The 17,868-nt window shown below is 64.0% G+C and carries 17 protein-coding genes; 12 read left to right on the top strand and 5 right to left on the bottom strand.

Annotated features, from left to right (window positions below; all coding sequences use genetic code 11):
* The first annotated feature begins 27 nt into the window (after positions 1-27).
* Positions 28-963 carry an MBL fold metallo-hydrolase gene (locus tag QA642_RS15230; RefSeq protein WP_283086897.1) on the top strand — a complete coding sequence of 312 codons (936 nt, stop codon included), beginning with the start codon at positions 28-30 and terminating at the stop codon, positions 961-963.
* A gap of 59 nt (positions 964-1,022) precedes the next feature.
* Here QA642_RS15230 and QA642_RS15225 read toward each other — a convergent pair whose 3' ends face one another.
* Together QA642_RS15225 and QA642_RS15220 are read right to left on the bottom strand one after the other, a co-directional pair.
* Entirely contained in the window at positions 1,023-3,530 is a 2,508-nt protein-coding gene (locus QA642_RS15225; protein WP_283085377.1) for a TonB-dependent receptor, read from the bottom strand.
* 152 nt (positions 3,531-3,682) lie between these two features.
* Positions 3,683-5,038, bottom strand: coding sequence for a histidine kinase (locus QA642_RS15220; protein ID WP_283085376.1), 1,356 nt, complete (start codon positions 5,036-5,038; stop codon positions 3,683-3,685).
* 192 nt (positions 5,039-5,230) lie between these two features.
* On the opposite strand from QA642_RS15220, the gene QA642_RS15215 reads away from it, so the two are divergent.
* Both QA642_RS15215 and fghA read left to right on the top strand, forming a co-directional pair.
* Positions 5,231-5,851 (top strand): response regulator transcription factor, encoded by a 621-nt coding sequence (locus QA642_RS15215; protein WP_283085375.1) that lies wholly within the window; start codon positions 5,231-5,233, stop codon positions 5,849-5,851.
* Between the two features lie 75 nt (positions 5,852-5,926).
* Positions 5,927-6,772 carry an S-formylglutathione hydrolase gene (gene fghA / locus QA642_RS15210; RefSeq protein ID WP_283085374.1) on the top strand — a complete coding sequence of 282 codons (846 nt, stop codon included), beginning with the start codon at positions 5,927-5,929 and terminating at the stop codon, positions 6,770-6,772.
* Between the two features lie 162 nt (positions 6,773-6,934).
* Here fghA and QA642_RS15205 read toward each other — a convergent pair whose 3' ends face one another.
* On the bottom strand, positions 6,935-7,507 hold the full coding sequence (locus QA642_RS15205; RefSeq protein WP_283085373.1) for a DUF3280 domain-containing protein: 573 nt from the start codon (positions 7,505-7,507) through the stop codon (positions 6,935-6,937).
* 59 nt (positions 7,508-7,566) lie between these two features.
* Here QA642_RS15205 and QA642_RS15200 point away from each other — a divergent pair, with 59 nt between their 5' ends.
* From QA642_RS15200 to QA642_RS15175, 6 genes are all read left to right on the top strand, one after another.
* A complete protein-coding gene (locus QA642_RS15200; RefSeq protein WP_283085372.1) occupies positions 7,567-8,748 on the top strand; it encodes an ABC transporter substrate-binding protein in 1,182 nt (393 codons plus the stop codon).
* Between the two features lie 208 nt (positions 8,749-8,956).
* Positions 8,957-9,904, top strand: coding sequence for a YVTN family beta-propeller repeat protein (locus QA642_RS15195; RefSeq protein WP_283085371.1), 948 nt, complete (start codon positions 8,957-8,959; stop codon positions 9,902-9,904).
* Complete coding sequence (locus tag QA642_RS15190; protein ID WP_283085370.1) at positions 9,901-10,707, top strand: ABC transporter ATP-binding protein; 807 nt, start codon at positions 9,901-9,903, stop codon at positions 10,705-10,707. Before QA642_RS15195 ends, QA642_RS15190 begins: the two co-directional genes overlap by 4 nt.
* On the top strand, positions 10,704-11,552 hold the full coding sequence (locus tag QA642_RS15185; protein ID WP_283085369.1) for an ABC transporter permease: 849 nt from the start codon (positions 10,704-10,706) through the stop codon (positions 11,550-11,552). Before QA642_RS15190 ends, QA642_RS15185 begins: the two co-directional genes overlap by 4 nt.
* Entirely contained in the window at positions 11,549-12,163 is a 615-nt protein-coding gene (locus tag QA642_RS15180; protein ID WP_283085368.1) for a hypothetical protein, read from the top strand. The genes QA642_RS15185 and QA642_RS15180 overlap by 4 nt, the downstream gene beginning before the upstream one ends.
* Before the next feature lie 137 nt (positions 12,164-12,300).
* Positions 12,301-12,600, top strand: coding sequence for a copper-binding protein (locus QA642_RS15175; RefSeq protein ID WP_283085367.1), 300 nt, complete (start codon positions 12,301-12,303; stop codon positions 12,598-12,600).
* 128 nt (positions 12,601-12,728) lie between these two features.
* On the opposite strand, the gene QA642_RS15170 is transcribed toward QA642_RS15175, so the two are convergent.
* Both QA642_RS15170 and QA642_RS15165 read right to left on the bottom strand, forming a co-directional pair.
* Positions 12,729-13,286 (bottom strand): PQQ-dependent catabolism-associated CXXCW motif protein, encoded by a 558-nt coding sequence (locus QA642_RS15170; protein WP_283085366.1) that lies wholly within the window; start codon positions 13,284-13,286, stop codon positions 12,729-12,731.
* Positions 13,283-14,167: a substrate-binding domain-containing protein gene (locus QA642_RS15165; RefSeq protein ID WP_283085365.1), complete on the bottom strand. Its 885-nt coding sequence runs from the start codon at positions 14,165-14,167 to the stop codon at positions 13,283-13,285. The genes QA642_RS15170 and QA642_RS15165 overlap by 4 nt, the downstream gene beginning before the upstream one ends.
* Before the next feature lie 127 nt (positions 14,168-14,294).
* Between QA642_RS15165 and QA642_RS15160 the strand changes: the two genes are divergently transcribed.
* The 3 genes from QA642_RS15160 to QA642_RS15150 all read left to right on the top strand — a co-directional run bounded on the left by QA642_RS15160 (position 14,295) and on the right by QA642_RS15150 (position 17,799).
* The gene (locus QA642_RS15160) at positions 14,295-15,221 is read left to right on the top strand and encodes a quinoprotein relay system zinc metallohydrolase 2 (protein WP_283085364.1); all 927 of its coding nucleotides are present in this window, start codon (positions 14,295-14,297) and stop codon (positions 15,219-15,221) included.
* A 74-nt stretch (positions 15,222-15,295) separates the two neighbouring features.
* Positions 15,296-16,114, top strand: a complete 819-nt coding sequence (locus QA642_RS15155; RefSeq protein WP_283085363.1) for a quinoprotein dehydrogenase-associated SoxYZ-like carrier — start codon at positions 15,296-15,298, stop codon at positions 16,112-16,114.
* Positions 16,115-16,440: 326 nt separating this feature from the next.
* On the top strand, positions 16,441-17,799 hold the full coding sequence (locus QA642_RS15150; RefSeq protein WP_283085362.1) for an integrase arm-type DNA-binding domain-containing protein: 1,359 nt from the start codon (positions 16,441-16,443) through the stop codon (positions 17,797-17,799).
* The last annotated feature ends 69 nt before the right edge of the window (positions 17,800-17,868 follow it).

The raw sequence follows: 17,868 nt of genomic DNA, 5'->3' as shown, positions 1-17,868 counted from the left end.
AACCATGACCAGCCGGAAGTCTTCACCCTGAAACAGGAGACCAACATGAGCATGCACAACACCTCATCCGCCGTGAAGTCGAAGCCCGAAGAGCTGGTCCCGTCGCGCTATGCGCTGAAGATCGGCGACATCGACGTGATGGTGGTCAGCGACGGCGTGCTGCCGCTGCCAACCGCCATGCTGGCCCACAATGTCGATCCTTCCGCCCGGGCGGCCTGGCTGAAGGAGATGTTCCTGCCGCCGGACGCTTTCGATTGGGCGCTGAACGTCGTGGTGGTGCGGAGCGGCAAGCAGACCATTCTGGTCGATGCCGGGTTGGGATTCGACCCGGACTTGCACTTGCCGCGGGCCGGGCAGTTGATCAAGCGACTGGAGGCCGCCGGCATCGATCTTTCGTCCGTGACCGACGTGGTGCTCACCCACATGCACATGGACCATGTCGGCGGGTTGCTGGTTGACGGTGTGAAGGAGCGGCTGCGGAAGGACCTGCGCATCCACGTGGCGGCCGCCGAGGTCAAGTTCTGGAACGCTCCCGATTTCTCCCACGTGTCCATGCCGCCGGGATTCCCGGATGCGCTTCGCTCGACCGCCAAGCGTTTCGTGGAGGAATACGGCAGTCAGCTGCGCCAGTTCGATGAGGAGCATGAGATTGCCCCGGGCGTCGTCGTCCGTCGCACCGGCGGTCACACCCCCGGACACAGCGTGGTTCGCGTGGTGTCCGGCGGCGACCGGCTGATGTTCGCGGGCGATGCCGTGTTCGCAGTCGGGTTCGAGCACCCCGACTGGTACAACGGCTTCGAGCACGATCCCGAGGAAGCGGCCCGCGTCCGGGTTCAGCTGTTCAAGGAGCTGGTTCAGACCGGAGGGCTGCTGGTGGCCACGCACCTGCCGTTCCCGTCCGTAGGCCGGGTCGCGGCCGACGGCGATGCGTTCCGGTGGGTGCCGGTGTTCTGGGATTACTGACCGCAGGTTGGACGAGGATCGATGCAGGGCGCGTTTATGCGCCCTGTTTCGGCACGAGGTTAGAACGTCACCCGCATGCCCGCATAGAACGCGCGCGGCCTTGCCGGGCTCAGCGAGCGCGGGTCGGTGAATTCTGCGCCGCCATTGGTGAAATTGGGCAAGGCTTCGCGGTCGAAGAAGGTGCCGACGGTCGAGTAGCGGTTGTCGAAGATGTTGTTGACGCGACCGTAAAGCTGGACGTTCTTGGTGACTTGGTAGGAGGTGTGGAGATTGAACACGGTATAGGACGGCAGCTGCGGAAACTGGTTGGACTCGTCGCCGACGAAATACTGGCTGGAAACAAAGAGCGCGTCGCCCCCGACCTTCCACACGTCGGTAACAGCATATTCGACACTGGCCTTGATGAGGTGGCTCGGCAGGCGCGGAATGTGATTGCCCGGCAAGACCTGGATGTGGCCTGCGTCGGCGAACGGGCTGTCTGAGCCAAGCGTCAGCGCATCGAGGAAGCGCGCATCCAGGAATGCGTAGCTCGCCTGGAACTGAAGCACATTCGACTTCAGGCTCACCTCGGCTTCGATACCCTGCCTGCGCGTCCGTCCGACGTTCTGGAAGAAGCCGAAGCCCGTCAGGCCCGGAATTGGGGTCGCGAGGATGTCATCGTAGTTGGTGGCACGGTAGGCACCGATTTTCCAGCCGAGCGAGCCGATGTTCAATTCCTTGGTGCCGCGGAAGCCCGCCTCGAAGGTCTTGGATACGACTTGCTGAAGGGGCGGGTCCGCGATCAGGAACTGCCCGATGATGCAAGGCCTCGCCGGATCGGCGCAGCCAAGTTCGAGCGGCGTCGGCACACGGTTGGCTTCGGAATAACCCGCATAGGCGGTCACTTCGGACGTGATCTTGTAGGTGCCGCCGATGATCGGATTGAATCGATCGTAGTTATGATCGCCGTTGAGCGCCGTGCCGAGCTGGTCCATCAGGGAGATATGGGCCGCATTGAACCGCCCACCTCCCGTGATCGCGAAGCGCTCATCCACGTTGAACGTGTCGAGCGCATAGAGCCCCTGATATTGGTTGACGGTGCGAAGCGACACAGGGCCAATCGATGTCGGGTCGCCGGACGGGCCCAGGAATATGCCGCTGCCCGTGATGACATAGTTCGTGCCTATCGTTCCCAATTCGGCGCTACCGGTGAACCGCGTGCTGCTGACATCATAGCTTGCGCCGACCACGAAGCGGTTCTCATGACCGAACAACTGATCGCTGTTAGTCGCCTGCCCGGACACGCCAAACGTGGTCGATTTCGTGCTGGTGCGATCGATCTCGCTGAGGATGGCACCTGGCGCAAAGGTATTGGCGAGCTGAACGCCATTGAGGCCATTGGCCGACGGTTGGAGGCCAGTCAAAGGGTCGACATCGCCAAAGCAAAGCAGTGTCGCATCGGCGTCGCAGGGCACCGTATCGGTCGGATTTCCGTCCACGGTATTCTGTTTGAAGGCCCGCACATGCGCCGTGCCCTCAATGGTCCAGGTCGGCGTCGCCTCCACCTTGCCGGTCAGGTTGAGATAGCCGACCTTGTTGGAAATGGTTTGTGGCGTTGTATAGGTCGCCCCCCAATATTGCTGGAGCAATTCGGCCGGAACAGTGCTGGGTCCAGCCAAGGAATTGTTGGCGATGCCGCCGTTGATGTGAAACTCGTTGCCTTCAAAGCGGTACCCGACATCGCCATAGAAGCGCCGGACGTCCGATGCCGAGAAGTTGCGGAAGCCATTGTCGTGAATGCCTTCGAGCGCTCCGTAGACCGCCCAGTTGTTGTCGACCTGCTTGCCCCATTGTGCAGAGCCCTGGATGCGGCCGAATGAGCCGCCCATGACGTCGATTTCGGCCCCTTGATAGTTGAAGCCGTCCTTCATCTGCAGGTCGATGGCGCCGCCGAGCGCGTTGAGGCCGAACGCGGGGTTATTGGTCACGACCACTGCCGATCGGATCGCTGCCGTCGGGATCAAATCCCAATTGACGATGTCGGAAAACGCCTCGTTGATGCGCACGCCGTTCTGGTAGACGGCAAGGCCCTGCGGCGTGCCGGCCAGAGGTGAAGCGACGTAACCGCGAAACTGCACATCGGGCTGGAATGGATTGCCGGTCACTTCGTTGATACTGACACCGGGCACGTACTGCTGCAGGGCATCGGCGATATTTGGCGAGCGGGTGCGCCTGATCTGGTTGGCATCAACCGCGTTGATGCTGGCTGGAATCTTGTCGACCTCGATGGCGCTGCCGGCTCCGGGGGCCGTCGGGTAGACGTAGATGCGCGTCTTCGGGCGTGCGGACGACGATGCTCCCGCCACGCGCGCGACCGGGCGCGAAGGCGCGGTGCGCCTCGGTGTCGACGGCGGCGCCGTCACCTCGACCGCCGGCAGGTTCTGGACGTTGGTCTCCTCGTCCTGCGCGGCGCCGGCCTGGCTCGCGCAGACCAGCCCCAGCCCGGTCGAAACCGAGGCCATCAACCAACGACGCTTGAACCAAAGATGCTTGAACCAAAGACGCTTGAACCAAAGACGCTTGCCCATCCCAGCCTTCCCATCCCCACCCCCCGGCTGTTTTGATGTCGCCGTTTGGTCGAGACGAGTGTAATCGGCGAGAGCCCATGCACCAGCCACAAAAGGTCGGGCAATATCCGAACCCGCCTTCCCGACCAAATCGGGAATTTTTCCCGATGTAATCAGGACACCACTGTGGGAACCAGCGCCTCCAAGGTCAGTCCGCCGTCGCCAGAGACGACGTTAAGCGTGCCGCCCAGCGCCAGGATCCGCTCGCGCATGCCGACGAGGCCGAAGCCGAGCTTCTGGCCCGGCTCCATGCCGCGGCCATTGTCGCTGATCCGCACCCGCGCACAGGAGCGGCCGCCGGCCTGCTCGACAGGCTCGATCACGACATTGACCGAAGTCGCGCCGGCGTGGCGGAACACGTTGGTGAGCGCCTCCTGCACGATCCGGTAGATGGTGAGATCGGCCGTCTCGCCCGTCGTCGGACCCAGCGCGGGCGAGATCGAGGTCTCGATCGCGACGTCGGGATGCGACTCCCGCCACAGCCGCGACAGCGATTCCAGCGCCTGGCGCAGGCCGAGCTCGGCAAGGCCGACGGGGCGAAGCCGCTCCAGCACGCGGCGATTGAACTGCTGGAGCGCGTTGATCTGCTCCATCATCGCGCTGCCGTGTTTTCGCACGGCGTCCGTGCTCGGGTCGCGCCCGTCCGCCTGCTTCGCCAGCGCACTGGCATGCGCCCGCAGCGAGAACAGATAGGGCCCGAACTCGTCGTGCAACTCGCGCGCGATCTCCTTGCGCTCGATGTCCTGGAGCGACACCGCGCGCTCGGCAAGACGCCGCTTGTCCTCGACGGCCTCGCCGAGCGTTGCGGCCAGGTGATTGAGCTTGGTGCAGATCGCGGCCAGCTCCGGCGCGCCGCCCGGCGCGACACGCGCCTCGTAGCGCCCGCCTTCGAGCTCGGCCATCACGTCGGACAGGGATTGAAGCGGGGTGAGCGCGCGGCCGACCACCGTCATCATCAGGAAAAACAGCGCGAGCGCGATCACCGAGCCGACCTCGAGCTGGGTCACGATGCCGTCCCAGATCTCGGCGATCTCGTCATCGGGATGCGAGGTGATCAGGAGAGAGCCGGGCTTGCCATGGACCGAGACCGGCACACTGACCGCGGTCTGCTCGGGATGAACCAGACTCACGAACCAGGCGGGCGGCCCGCGCGCGTCGTCATCGGTATCAGGACGGGGTGGCGTCAGCGGGCTCCCGCTGGAATCCATGAGGGCGATGCTGACATGGCGGAGCCGGCTGAGATCGCGCGGGATCTGGTTCAGCCTGGCATCGGGATCGGGCGCCTCGTTGAGATCAGCAACGATCATCTCGATGAACTCGCGCGCAAGCCGGATCACGCTCTGGTCCTCGGCCTGCACGCGGGGACCTGCTTCCGCGACCTGCCGGCCGATATTGACGGCGAGCCCCAGTGCCAGCAACAGCGCCAGCAGCAGGTTGATGCGCGCACGCAACGATAGATTTTGCCACATTGATGCTGCTCGTGTCTCGCGAAGGTTGGGCCGCACCTGTCCGATGACGTTGACAGGGGCGAAGCGCCCGATATCTAATCGAAAGCATACAGCAATCCCGGCCGGGTTGCATGATCCGACATGAGACACGTTTCCTCATTCGGGATCATGCGGCGCGAAATAAAGAGTCCGGCACTGTCACGGGGAACGCCTATGCGCATTCTGATCGTCGACGATCATCCTATCGTGGCCTCCGGCTGCCGTGCCGTGCTGGCCGACGAGGGTGAGATCGAAATCCTGGAGGCCGCCGACGCCGAGGACGGCGAAAGCGTCTTCATCGTCGAGCGCCCCGACCTCTCGATCATCGACATCAACCTGCCGACCGTTTCCGGCTTCGAGCTGGCGCGCCGCATCCTCGAGCGCGCGCCCGAGGCGCGCATCATCATGTTCAGCATGAATGACGACCCGGCTTTCGCTGCGCGTGCGATCGAGTGCGGCGCCAAGGGATACGTCTCAAAGACCGGCGACCCCGACGACCTCGTCGAGGCGATCCGCGCGGTCGGAGCCGGCGGCACATATCTGCCAACCGCGATCGCGCGCAGCATTGCGTTCGCCGGGCCGACGCTCGCGCAAAGCCCGCTGTCGAAGCTGAACGCGCGCGAGATGGAGATCCTGCGGCTGCTCAGCGCCGGAAAGAGCCTGTCCGAAATCGCCTGGCTGGTGCAGTCGTCCTACAAGACGGTGGCCAACACCTCCTCGATCATGCGACAGAAGCTCGGCGTGAAGACCTCGGTCGAGCTGGTGCGGCTGGCGATCGACAGCGGCGTCGCCTGACGAAACACACCGCCGCAAATTCGGTCACACAAGCGTTGCAATGTTGATGTGGTTAGATGCCACGGAGCAAAAGGCATGACGATCCAGACTGTCTCGACCAACAAATCCTACGGCGGCGTGCAGGGCGTGTATCGCCATGCGAGCCAGGCGACCGGCACCGACATGGTGTTCTCGGTCTATGTTCCCCCGCATGCCGACGGCGCCAAGCTTCCCGTGGTCTGGTATCTCTCCGGCCTCACCTGCACGCATGCCAACGTCACCGAGAAGGGCGAATTCCGCAGGGCCTGCGCCGAGTTCGGCCTGATCTTCGTCGCGCCCGACACCTCGCCGCGCGGGCCCGACGTGCCTGGCGATCCCAACAACGCCTATGACTTCGGTCTCGGCGCCGGCTTCTATGTCGATGCGACGCAAGAGCCGTTCGCGCGCAATTATCGCATGTGGAGCTATGTCACCGACGAATTGCCCAAACTCGTGGCGGGAAATTTTCCCGTCGATGGCAAGCGGCAATCGGTGATGGGCCACTCCATGGGCGGCCACGGCGCGCTGACGGTCGCGCTGCGCAACCCGCACCGCTTCCGCGCCGCGAGCGCATTCGCGCCGATCGTCGCACCCTCACAGGTGCCCTGGGGCATCAAGGCGCTGACCGGCTATCTCGGCCCCAATAAGGATGCCTGGCGCAACCACGACACGGTGGCGCTGATCGAGGACGGCGCGAAGTTTTCCGGCTTTCTGGTCGATGTCGGCGAGGCCGATAATTTCCTGAAAGAACAGCTCAAGCCCGAGCTGCTGGAGGCCGCCTGCGCCAAGGCCAGCATCCCGCTGACGCTGCGACGGCAGGCAGGATATGACCACAGCTATTATTTCATCTCGACCTTCATGAGCGATCACCTGCACTGGCACGCGGAGAGATTGAAGGGGTGAGCTTACTTCCTTCTCCCCTTGTGGGAGAAGGTGGCGCGAAGCGCCGGATGAGGGGTCTGTCTCCGCGAATTCAATGGCTACGGGACTCGCGGAGAGATACCCCTCACCCGGCTTCGCTTCGCGAAGCCACCCTCTCCCACAAGGGGAGAGGGAAAAAGTGCCCTACTCCGGCTTGCCGTAATTCGGCGCGAGCAGGCGGTTGCGGATCAGATAGCTCATCGTGCGCGACCAGGATTCGTCCGTGTTGCCGCGCATGTCGGCGCTGGCCGCCGTGATCATGCTGCCGGTCTTCACGTCGCGCAGATAGATATTCAGGTTGATGATCAGGTTCGAGACCTTCTGCACCATCCCGGTGATCTCGAGCTCGGCGCCGAGCTGCCCGGCAAGCTTGAGGTCGCAGCCGCCGCAGGCTTGCAGATTGGCGTGGTGGGCGGCGTCCCTGACCGGCGCGATGTCAAGCACCTGGAACTTGCCTGACTCCGCCAGTTCCTTGCGGAGCTGCTCGCTGATGCGCAGCAGCCGCGCCTCTTCCGGCTTGGAGCCATAGAACTCGCCGGGCAGGCTGGTGTCGATCAGCTCGAAATCGAACACCGCGAGCTTCGGCGGATCGGCGAACGCGACCGAGCTGGTCAACAGCAAAGCCGCGAAACATATCAGCGCTCGCATGATCGTGATTCCGCCTCCACAGCTCGCGACGACGAAATGCGGGGTTGCATGCCCTGACAAATCGGTCATGCTTCAGCAGAGACAATTCTCCACCGGCGGTCAAGCCGGGGAGAACGTTTGGAGGAAACATGATCCGATGGTTGGTCGGCCTGATCGGCTTAGGTCTTGCCGCGACGAGCGCGCTCGCGGCCGACCCTGTCACGATCGGCGTTGGCTATCTCGGTGTCGCCGGTACCAGATCGACGCTGTCGCTGGTCGAGCAGCCCGCCGAGAATGACGGCGTCGCCGGCGCGCGCCTTGCCATCGAGGACAACAACACCACGGGAAAATTCACGGGCCAGCGCTTCACGCTGGAGGAGCGCCGCATCAAGGAGGGCGAGGATGCGGTGCAGGCTGCGACCGACCTTGCCGCGCGCAACGGCTTCATCATCGCCGATCTTCCGGCGGACGCGCTGCTGAAGGTCTCCGACGCCCTGCGCGATCGCGGCACGCTGCTGTTCAACGCCGGCGCGATCGACGAGCGGCTGCGCGAGGCCGATTGCCGCGCCAATGTCATCCACACCGCGCCGACCCGTGCGATGCTGGCGGATGCGCTCGGCCAATACCTGGTGTGGAAGAAGTGGTCACGCTGGCTGCTGGTGGTCGGCTCGCATGACGAGGACAAGCTGTTCGCCGATGCACTGCGGCGCACTGCGGCGCGGTTCGGCGCCAAGATCGTGCAGGAGCGCATCTTCGAGGACAAGGGCGGCGCGCGGCGCACCGACAGCGGCGTGACGTTGATCCAGCGGCAGATGCCGGTGTTCACGCAACAGGCGCCCGCCTATGACGTGCTGGTCGCTGCCGACGAGAGCGAGGTGTTCGGCGCGTACCTGCCCTATCGCACCTGGGACCCGCGCCCCGTCGCCGGCTCGGCCGGCCTCGTGCCGCGCAGTTGGGACGCTTCGCAGGACCAATGGGGCGCGATCCAGATGCAGAATCGGTTCGTGAAGCTGAACTCGCGGCGCATGACCCCGCTCGACATGCAGGCCTGGACCGCGGTGCGCATGATCGGTGAAGCCACCTCGCGCACCAACTCCGGCGACGTCAAGAAGGTCACCGATTTCATCAAGGGACCGGATTTCTCCGTCGCCGCCTTCAAGGGCACGAAGCTGACCTTGCGCGACTGGAACCTGCAACTGCGCCAGCCGATCCTGCTGGTCGACGGCCGCATGGTGGTGTCGGTCTCGCCGCAGGAAGGTTTCCTGCACCAGGTCTCCGAGCTCGACACGCTCGGCTACGATCGCCCGGAGAGCAAATGCAAGCTGAAGTGAGCATTCTGAAATGAGTTCGAGCTGCCACCGCGACGACACTGCGCCCCCTCCCCCGCTTGCGGGGGAGGGTTGGGGAGAGGGTGTCTCCACAAGCGATAACCCCCAAGAGGAGAGAGCCCTCTCCCGTATCGCATCTAGCGATGCGATACGACCTCCCCCGCAAGCGGGGGAGGTAAGGACCGCCCGCGGACAGACGTTACGTCTGCTGATGGCAACGGTGCTCGTAGCGCTCACCGCAGCGCCCGCGCATGCCTTCATCGCCTATGTCTCGAACGAGAAGAGCAACACGGTCTCGGTGATCGACACCGACGGCTGGACCGTGACCAAGACGATCAAGGTCGGCCAGCGCCCGCGCGGCATCGAGTTCACCCGCGACGGCAAGTTCGTGATGGTCGCGGTCGGCGACGACGACACCATCCAGGTCATCGACGCCAAGACGCAAGCCGTGGTGGACAGCCTGCCCTCCGGACCCGACCCCGAGCTGTTCGCCCAGGATGCGGCGGGAAAAATTCTCTATGTCGCCAACGAGAACGACAATACGGTGACCGTGATCGACCTCGAGAAGCGCGCGCGGCTCGGCGACATCCAGGTCGGCGTCGAGCCCGAGGGCATGACCATCAGCCCCGACGGCAAGACGTTGATCAACACGTCCGAGACGACCAACATGGCGCATTTTATAGACACAGCTTCTCGTCAGATCGTCGCCAACGTGCTGGTCGACGCACGGCCGCGCTTTGCCGAATTCAAGCACGACAGCTCGGAAGTTTGGGTGTCCTCGGAGATCGGCGGCACCGTGTCGGTGATCGATCCGAAAAAGCACGAGGTGATCGGCAAGGTCACGTTCGAGATTCCGGGGCTGAGGAAGGAGGCGATCCAGCCGGTCGGCATCGGCATGACCAAAGACGACAAGACCGCCTTCATCGCGCTCGGCCCCGCCAACCGCATTGCCGTCGTCGACGTCCCCTCGCGCAAGGTGACGAAATATTTGCTGGTTGGGCAGCGTGTCTGGCACATGGCGTTCACACCTGATGAAAAGTACCTGCTCACCACCAACGGCGTCTCCAACGACGTCTCCGTCATCGACGTCGCCGCGCAAAAGGTGATCAAGACCATTCAGGTGGGCGAACTGCCCTGGGGCATCACGATCGCACCATGACCAGCCCTGCTCCCATCGCCGATCCGCGCGGGACGCCGAAGCCAGATCCGGCCGCGGTGCCGGCGCTGGCAATCGACGGCGTCAGCCATTCTTACGGCCCGCGTCGCGCACTGGTGAACGTGTCCTTCAATGTGCAGCCTGCGAGCTTTACCGCGTTGCTCGGCCTCAACGGCGCTGGCAAAAGCACGCTGTTCTCGCTCATCACGCGCCTGTTCGGCATCCAGACCGGCCGCGTCTCCATCTTCGGCCATGACGTCAGCAAGAGCCCGGGCGAAGCGTTGCGGCTGCTTGGCGTCGTGTTCCAGCCGCGCACGCTCGACCTCGACCTGTCGTTGACGCAGAACCTGCTCTATCACGCCGCACTCCACGGCATCAGCCGCCGCGAGGCCGCCGCGCGCAGCGCCGAGCTGCTCGGCCGGATCGGGCTTGCGGACCGTTCAGCAAGCAAGGTGCGCGATCTCTCGGGCGGACAGATGCGGCGGCTGGAGATCGCCCGCGCGCTGCTGCACCGGCCGCGCCTGCTTCTGCTGGACGAGCCGACCGTCGGCCTCGACGTCAAGGCGCGCGCCGACATCATCAGCCATGTCCGCCAGCTCGTGACCGAGCAAGGCATCGGCGTGCTCTGGGCGACGCACCTGTTCGACGAGATCATGCCCGGTGACGATCTCGTGGTTCTGCACCAGGGCAAGGTGCTGGCGCAGGGGCCGATGAGCCGCGTCGTCGCGGAGGCCGGCGCACAGGACGTCAACACCGCCTTCATGCGCCTGACCGGCGCGCAGACGATGCCGGGAGGCGGGGCATGAGCAGCATCACGACGCACGGCGCGCCGCGCGGTTTCTCGGCCGGCGAGTACATGACCTGCCTCACCGGCATCGTCTGGCGCGAGGGACTGCGCTTCCTGCATCAGCGCGAGCGCTTCGTCTCGGCGCTGGTGCGGCCGCTGGTGTGGCTGTTCATCTTCGCCGCCGGCTTCCGCCAGGTGCTCGGCATCTCCATCATCCCGCCCTACGAGACCTATATCCTCTACGAGGTCTATATCGCGCCGGGGCTGATGGCGATGATCCAGCTCTTCAACGGCATGCAGTCCTCGCTGTCGATGGTGTACGACCGCGAGATGGGCAACATGCGCACGCTGCTGGTGAGCCCCTTGCCGCGCGGCTTCCTGCTGTTCTGCAAGCTGCTCGCGGGCACCGCGGTGTCGCTGCTCCAGGTCTATGCGTTCCTGCTGATCGCCTGGTTCTGGGACATCACGCCGCCGCCGTCGGGCTATCTCACCGTGCTGCCGGCGCTGGTGCTGTCCGGATTGATGCTGGGCTCGCTCGGCATGCTGATCTCCTCCGGCATCAAGCAGCTGGAAAACTTCGCCGGAGTCATGAACTTCGTGATCTTCCCGATGTTCTTCGCCTCCTCCGCGCTCTACCCGCTCTGGCGGGTGCAGGAGGGCAGCCCCTATCTCTACTATCTCTGCCAGGTCAATCCGTTCACCCATGCGGTCGAGCTGATCCGCTTCGCGTTGTACGGTCAGATCAACTGGGTCTCGCTGGCGGTGGTCGCCGCCTGCACGATCATCTTCATGATCGGCGCGATTTTGGCCTATGATCCCTCGCGTGGGCTGGCGCGGCGAGGCCCTGCGGGAGGCGAAGGATGAAGGTTCGGGTTCTGGCGACGGCTGTTCTGGCACTCGCGCTGTCGGGCACGGCCGCACGCGCGGCCGATCCGCGCTACCCGGACTGGCCCTGCACGCAGGCCAAGGTGCCGGAGATCTCGCTGGCCGCGGTATGGGCCGGTCCGCCGCTCGACGATGTCCAGAACAAATGGAAGGACGACGCCAAGGTCAGCGCGCTGGTCGCAAAGTTGTCGGCGCGCAAGACGCCGCTGGACGAGGCCGAGAAGTCGGTGAAGGAGTTTCTTGCAGGCTCCGCTGCCGACAAGACCGCGAACGCAAAATTGCTGTTCGCCGGCCTGTTCGACACGCTCAACGCGCAGCGTTCCCAGGTCATGAGCGGGCTCGAACGCGTCAGCCGCAAGCAGCGCGACGCCGCCGACAAGATCCGCGACGAGACGCTTCAGCTTCAGGCTCTGCAAGGGGCGACGCCGCGTGACGACGCCAAGGTCGAGGCGCTCAGCAACGAGTTGATCTGGAAGACCCGCATTTTCGAGGACCGTCACAAGGTTGTGCGATTCGTCTGCGAGGTTCCCACCACGATCGACCAGCGCCTGTTCGCGCTGGGACGCGTGATCCAGCAGGAGATCGAATAGCGTCAGCCCCGCTGACGGCTCATGAAAAGTTCCCGCGATCGCCTCGGGATCGTTACGCTTTTGCCCCGCTATCTGCCGGAACCAAACCCATTTAAGATGTCTTGTCGAAGTGAACTCCAAGACGTCGGGAGGCCACGATGGGAACTGCAAAATTCATCTTCGCGGGCGCTGCGGCCCTCGGCATGCTCGCAACCAGCGCTCTTGCTGATGACATGACCGGAATGGTCACGCGGATCGATCGGCTCAACAACACGATCTCGATCCAGCAGATGCAGAAGGGCACCGTCGGCGGCAGCGCAGGCGGCGCCGGCGCGCTGCAGGAGTACAAGGCCAAGGACGCCGCGATGCTGGATGCAGTTCATGCGGGCGACAGGGTGAGCTACTCCGCGACCGACACCAACGGCACGGGGACGCTGACCAAGCTACAGAAGCAGTAGGGCTGTCTTCACCTCTCCCCCGCTTGTGACGCGGCGTCATGGCCGGGCTTGTCCCGCCATCCACGTCGAGCCGCGCGGAACGAAGAACGTGGATGCCCGGGACAAGCCCGGGCATGACGTCCTATCTTCTACTGCGCGGGCCGCGCTTCCGGCTGTGCCTCTTCCGTTGGAAGCTTCGCGCGCTCCCAACCGTCGGTGCCGTCAGGGTACCAGGCGACATTGGAATAGCCGTACGCCAGCGCGCGCTTGGCGGCGTTCCACGACATCCAGCAGTCGGCGAGGCAATAGATCACCAGCAGCGCGGCCTTGTCGTCACGCGATGCGCTCGCGAGGCCGCGCTTGAAATAATCGTCCATCGCCGGCGGCAGCGCGCCGTAGCCGGTGTCCGGCAGCCAGACACTGCCGGGAATGTTCTTCCGCGGGGCATCGCGCCACACCGTGCCTGCGGGCAAATTCTTCGGCTTCGGGGCGCGCGGCATCACGTCGATGAAGGCGCCGTTCTTCGCGCGCCAGATCGCTTCAGCCTCCCCTGTGGTCAGCACGCGCGCGCCCTCTAGCGTCGCCGGCACCGGCGCGCGGTAATTGTCGGTGCGATAACCCTCGGGCTCGAACGGCTCCTGCTGCTGCGCGCACACCGGCGCGACCAGCACGGCGGTGACCAGCGCAGCGGCAAGCTGCCGCCTCATGGCGTCTTCTTGGCCGTCTCCGCACCGAGCGGCTTGTCGCCCTCGTCGAGCAGCGGTACGCCGAAGTCGAGCAGGATCTTGTTGATCTCGCCCTGGTTCTCCTGGATCAGCTTGTTGAGCTGACGCTTCCAATTCTGGTCGACGGGACGCACGCCCATGCCGATGCGATAGACCAGTTTTGGTCCAGTCGTTTCCTTCACCAGCGGTGTGACATGGAACGAAGAGCCAGCCTTTTTCGCGTAATATCCGGCCATCGGTCCCCACAGCACCCCGGCGTCGATCTTGCCGGCGGCGAGGTCGTCGATCATCGCCTGCGCCGAATTGTCGAAGCGCGTGTCGATCATCAGCGGATAGGGCTTTGCATCGCCCATCAGCCCGGCCAGCGCCATGTTTGTCGCTGGCGGCGTGCCGGCGACGATACCCACATGCTTGCCCTTCAACTTCGGATCCTCGAGCGTGTCGACGTCCTCGAGGCCGCTGCCGGTCTTGGCAACCAGCGCGTAAGTCGTGCGGTAATAGGGATTGGTGCCCTGCACGAGGTCGTCGCCCTGTGGAAAGCCCATGATGACGTCGCAGCGATGCGCGCCCAGCGTCATGCGCACGAAGCCGGTGGCCTGCGGGAAGAAGACGTAATCGAGCTTCTTCTGCAGCTTGTCCGCAAAAAATTCGGCGAGCTTGTTCTCGAAACCCTCGCCCTTCTCGTTGGAGAACGGCAGATTGCGCGGGTCGGCACAGACGCGCAGCACCTTGGGATCAACCAGCTCGAACGAAAGATCGCCCGTCTCGTTCGTCTGCGCGATGGCGATGCCATTCATCACGCAAGATGCAGCCATCAACACCAGCGAATACAACCAGCGACGATGTCGTCCGGCCTCCGTCATCGTGCTTCCTCCTCATTTTGTTTGAATGTTATTCATGCAACGCATGACGCGCCATGTTTGCCAAACTTTGGTTGGCTTGACTTTGTTGCAGTGCAATGCGGCAAACCCTTTGAACTGAGGCGGAAAAGTGTCTCGCATCGCTCTCGTGATCGCAGCCTTGTCCCTGCTGGGGATACCGACGCTAGCACGCTCCGGAGCGGCCGAATTGCCTGTAAGCGAAGTCGCACCGGGAATCTTCCTACACTCCGGGACCATCGCCCTGATGTCCCGCGAGAACGAGGGTGACATCGCCAATGTCGGCTTCATCGTCGGCGAGGATGCGGTGGCCGTGATCGACACCGGCGGCAGCCTGCGCGAGGGCGAGGCGCTGCTGGCGGCGGTGCGGGCCCGCACAGCCAAGCCGATCCGCTATGTCATCAACACCCACGGCCATCCCGACCATGTCTTCGGCAACGCTGCCTTTGTGGCTGAAGGAACGAGCTTCGTCGGCCACAGCAAGCTGCCGCAGGCGCTGGCGAGCCGCGGGCCGTATTATCTCGACAATTTTAGACGGATCATGGGCAGCGAGCTGATCGACCCCGTCAAGATCGTCGCGCCGACGATGCTCGTCTCAGACACGCTGACGCTCGATCTAGGCGCGCGCCGCTTGACGCTGCGAGCGTGGCCGGCCGGGCACAGCGACAACGATCTGACCGTGTTCGACGAGACGAGCAAGACGCTGTTCGCGGGCGACCTCGTCTTCCTCCGCCATATTCCGGTGATGGACGGCAGCATCCGCGGCTGGCTCGGCATTCTCGGGAAACTCGAGGCAATTCCAGCGGTTCGCGTCGTCCCCGGTCACGGGCCTGTGAGCGACTGGCCTGCGGCATTGGCTGACGAACGGCGTTACCTCACGACACTGCTGGCGGATGTCCGGGCGTCGAACAAGAAGGGCGAGCCGATCCGGGCCGCCGCGGACAAGGCCGCCGCTGAGGAGCGGCCGAACTGGCAATTGTTCGAGGACTACAACGCGCGCAACGCAACCGCAGCATTTTCGGAAATTGAATGGGAGTAACGGGCGCGCTACGCTGGGCCAGACGGGATCAGCTCCCCTGACCCGGACAGCTTCGTCCGCACGGGACCACGACCATGACGGGATGCACACGCCGCCTGCCCCTGATCGCCGCACTGCTCGGCCTCGCCTTCGCCGGGCCGGCGCGGGCTGAGGAGGGCTACGATCCCTGGCCGGGCCTGGTGCAGGACATCTTCAACAGCCGTCCGATGAATGACGGCAACGACGTCATCGGCATCGAGATGCCCTATCGCGCCGAGGACGCGGCCATCGTGCCCGTGACCCTGCGCAGCAAGCTGTCGCCGGCTGACAGCCGCCGCATCCGCTCGATCACGCTGGTGATCGACCGCAACCCCGCACCGATGGCGGCGAAGTTCGAGCTCGGCGCGGATGCCAACGTCACCGAGATCTCCACACGCGTGCGCGTCAACAATTACACCGACGTGCATGCAGTGGCCGAGCTCAGCGACGGCCAGCTTTACGTCTCGAAAGTCTATGTGAAGGCGTCCGGCGGCTGCTCCGCGCCGGCGGCAAAGAACATCGAGGAAGCCAAGAACCGTCTCGGCCAGATGCGCTACCGGCAGTTCGCGCGCGAGGACGCGCCCGCTAGCCGAGTCCGCGAAGCGCAGATCATGATTGGCCATCCCAACAATTCCGGCCTGCAGATGGACCAGGTCACGCAGCTCTATATTCCCGCCTTCTTCATCAACCAGCTGAAGCTGACGCAGGACGACAGCCCCGTGCTGTCGATGGAAGGCGGCATCTCGATCTCGGAAGATCCCAATCTGCGCTTCACCTACGTCTCCAACGGCGCCAAGCGTTTGCGCGCCGAAGCAAAGGACACGGAAGGACACGTGTTCCGCAATGAGTGGGATGTGGAGAAGCCGGGGACCTAAGTCGCTATCTTACCCTCTCCCCCTGTGGGAGAGGGTAGATCGCCGCGGAGCGGCGAGACGGGTGAGGGGTATCCCTCCGCGCACGCCGCTCTCACTAGAATTCGCGGATAGAACCCCTCATCCGGCGCTTCGCGCCACCTTCTCCCACAAGGGGAGACAGAGGCGTGTTTTTTGTTGTCAGCGCCTGTAGCCGGCCGTCTTTCCACGTCTGTAACATCTTGAATAAGCAGCTTTTCCCTATTTTCCCTTCAGGGTCTGTCAGCGACTGTCGGCCCGCATCCAGCCGATTCACAGTACGCATTTACCGTACGAGGAAAAGACTCACCATGGCACACCGGCCCATTGAGACCGATCTGCAACTGAAGAACAAGAAACCCGAGGCGAAGGAATATCGCGTCACCATTGGCGGCGGCCTGTACGTTGTCGTCGGTACGAACGGCTCGAAGATCTTCCGCTGGGACTACGTGCTCGGCACCAACCCGAAGACGGGCAAGCCCTGGCGCAAGACCTTCACCATCGGCACCTATCCTGAGGTCAAGCTTTCCGAGGCGAGGCAGAAGCGAGACGACGCGCGCGACCTCGTCAAGTCAGGCATCGATCCAGTGCAGCACCGGCAGCTCGGTGAGACTGCATCCGAGGAGAACGGCTATCCGCCCTTTCGCAACGTCGCCAAGGGCTGGCTGACCACGCTGGCGGGCAAGAGCAAAAAGACCAGCCTGCGCGCGGAGCTGATGGTCCACTATCTCTGCGACGGCGTCGAGCTGGACGGGATCAAGGTCCCCGGCTTCGGTGACATCCCGACCGATCAGGTCAAGGGCAAGCACATGTCGCCGATCCTCGTCGCCTTCGAAGACCAGTATGAGACCCGCCGCCGCCTGCTTCCGGCCGCGCGCGACATCATGGACTACGGGATGCCGCGCGGCATGGTCCCTGAGGACTATGCGCCGTTCGACCGGCTCAGCGCGTCGAAGGGATTCGCCGATCACGTCACCACGAGCCGCCCGGCGATCATGCTGCCAAAGCCGTTCGGCGAGCTGCTGCGCAAGATCGAGACCTACAAGCTCGGCGGGACGCGGCGTCATCTGCACGACCGGATCGCGCTGAAGCTGCTGGCGCTGACCTTCGTCCGCCCCGCCAACGTCGGGATGGCGGAATGGGACGAATTCGATTTCGAGGCGAAGGCGTGGACGATCCCGTTCAAGAAACTGAAGATGGCGAGCCAGCGGAAAGAAAAGCGTGAGGTCGAGCGCGACCTCGTCGTCCCGCTGTCGCGACAGGCCATCGCGCTGCTGATGGAATTGCGGAAGCTGACCGGCAATAGCTGCTACTTGTTCCCGGGCTTCAGCAAGGCCGACCCCGAGGTCGAGATCGGACTGACCGAGGGTCGGCTCAACGATGCGCTCGTCTCGCTCGGCTATCAGGGCATCCACTGTGCCCACGGCTTCCGCTCGTCCGCCTCGACCATGCTCAACGCCGAGCGGATCGTGATCAACGGGCACCAGACTGTGCGCTGGCCCGATCAGAAGGCGCTGGTCGAGGTCCAGCTCGACCACGAAGACGCCTCGACGCAGGCCATCTATGATCGCGGCGGCCGTCTGACCGAGCGCGCCGACATGATGCAGTTCTGGGCCGACAAGCTCGACGCGATGCGCGACGGCGCGGTCGTGCTGCCGTTCGCCGCCTGACAATCACTCGCAAGAGAGACAGACAAGCCGCCCGAGGGCGGCTTTTCTTTTGCTCGGGGCGCAGAGACA

It is taken from the genome of Bradyrhizobium sp. CB2312 (genome assembly GCF_029714425.1).
Classification (GTDB): domain Bacteria; phylum Pseudomonadota; class Alphaproteobacteria; order Rhizobiales; family Xanthobacteraceae; genus Bradyrhizobium.
Note: the sequence above shows the minus strand (reverse complement) of the source record. Positions and strands in the feature narration are given on the sequence as shown.

What these genes read in the sequence shown, in the direction of transcription:
- QA642_RS15200 (WP_283085372.1), top strand. Translation starts at nt 7,567, where the DNA reads ATGATCCGATGGTTGGTCGGCCTGATCGGCTTAGGTCTTGCCGCGACG.
- QA642_RS15165 (WP_283085365.1), bottom strand. Translation starts at nt 14,167, where the DNA reads ATGACGGAGGCCGGACGACATCGTCGCTGGTTGTATTCGCTGGTGTTG.
- QA642_RS15195 (WP_283085371.1), top strand. Translation starts at nt 8,957, where the DNA reads ATGGCAACGGTGCTCGTAGCGCTCACCGCAGCGCCCGCGCATGCCTTC.
- QA642_RS15205 (WP_283085373.1), bottom strand. Translation starts at nt 7,507, where the DNA reads ATGACCGATTTGTCAGGGCATGCAACCCCGCATTTCGTCGTCGCGAGC.
- fghA (WP_283085374.1), top strand. Translation starts at nt 5,927, where the DNA reads ATGACGATCCAGACTGTCTCGACCAACAAATCCTACGGCGGCGTGCAG.
- QA642_RS15220 (WP_283085376.1), bottom strand. Translation starts at nt 5,038, where the DNA reads ATGTGGCAAAATCTATCGTTGCGTGCGCGCATCAACCTGCTGCTGGCG.
- QA642_RS15150 (WP_283085362.1), top strand. Translation starts at nt 16,441, where the DNA reads ATGGCACACCGGCCCATTGAGACCGATCTGCAACTGAAGAACAAGAAA.
- QA642_RS15175 (WP_283085367.1), top strand. Translation starts at nt 12,301, where the DNA reads ATGGGAACTGCAAAATTCATCTTCGCGGGCGCTGCGGCCCTCGGCATG.
- QA642_RS15190 (WP_283085370.1), top strand. Translation starts at nt 9,901, where the DNA reads ATGACCAGCCCTGCTCCCATCGCCGATCCGCGCGGGACGCCGAAGCCA.
- QA642_RS15185 (WP_283085369.1), top strand. Translation starts at nt 10,704, where the DNA reads ATGAGCAGCATCACGACGCACGGCGCGCCGCGCGGTTTCTCGGCCGGC.
- QA642_RS15180 (WP_283085368.1), top strand. Translation starts at nt 11,549, where the DNA reads ATGAAGGTTCGGGTTCTGGCGACGGCTGTTCTGGCACTCGCGCTGTCG.
- QA642_RS15225 (WP_283085377.1), bottom strand. Translation starts at nt 3,530, where the DNA reads ATGGGCAAGCGTCTTTGGTTCAAGCGTCTTTGGTTCAAGCATCTTTGG.
- QA642_RS15155 (WP_283085363.1), top strand. Translation starts at nt 15,296, where the DNA reads ATGACGGGATGCACACGCCGCCTGCCCCTGATCGCCGCACTGCTCGGC.
- QA642_RS15215 (WP_283085375.1), top strand. Translation starts at nt 5,231, where the DNA reads ATGCGCATTCTGATCGTCGACGATCATCCTATCGTGGCCTCCGGCTGC.
- QA642_RS15170 (WP_283085366.1), bottom strand. Translation starts at nt 13,286, where the DNA reads ATGAGGCGGCAGCTTGCCGCTGCGCTGGTCACCGCCGTGCTGGTCGCG.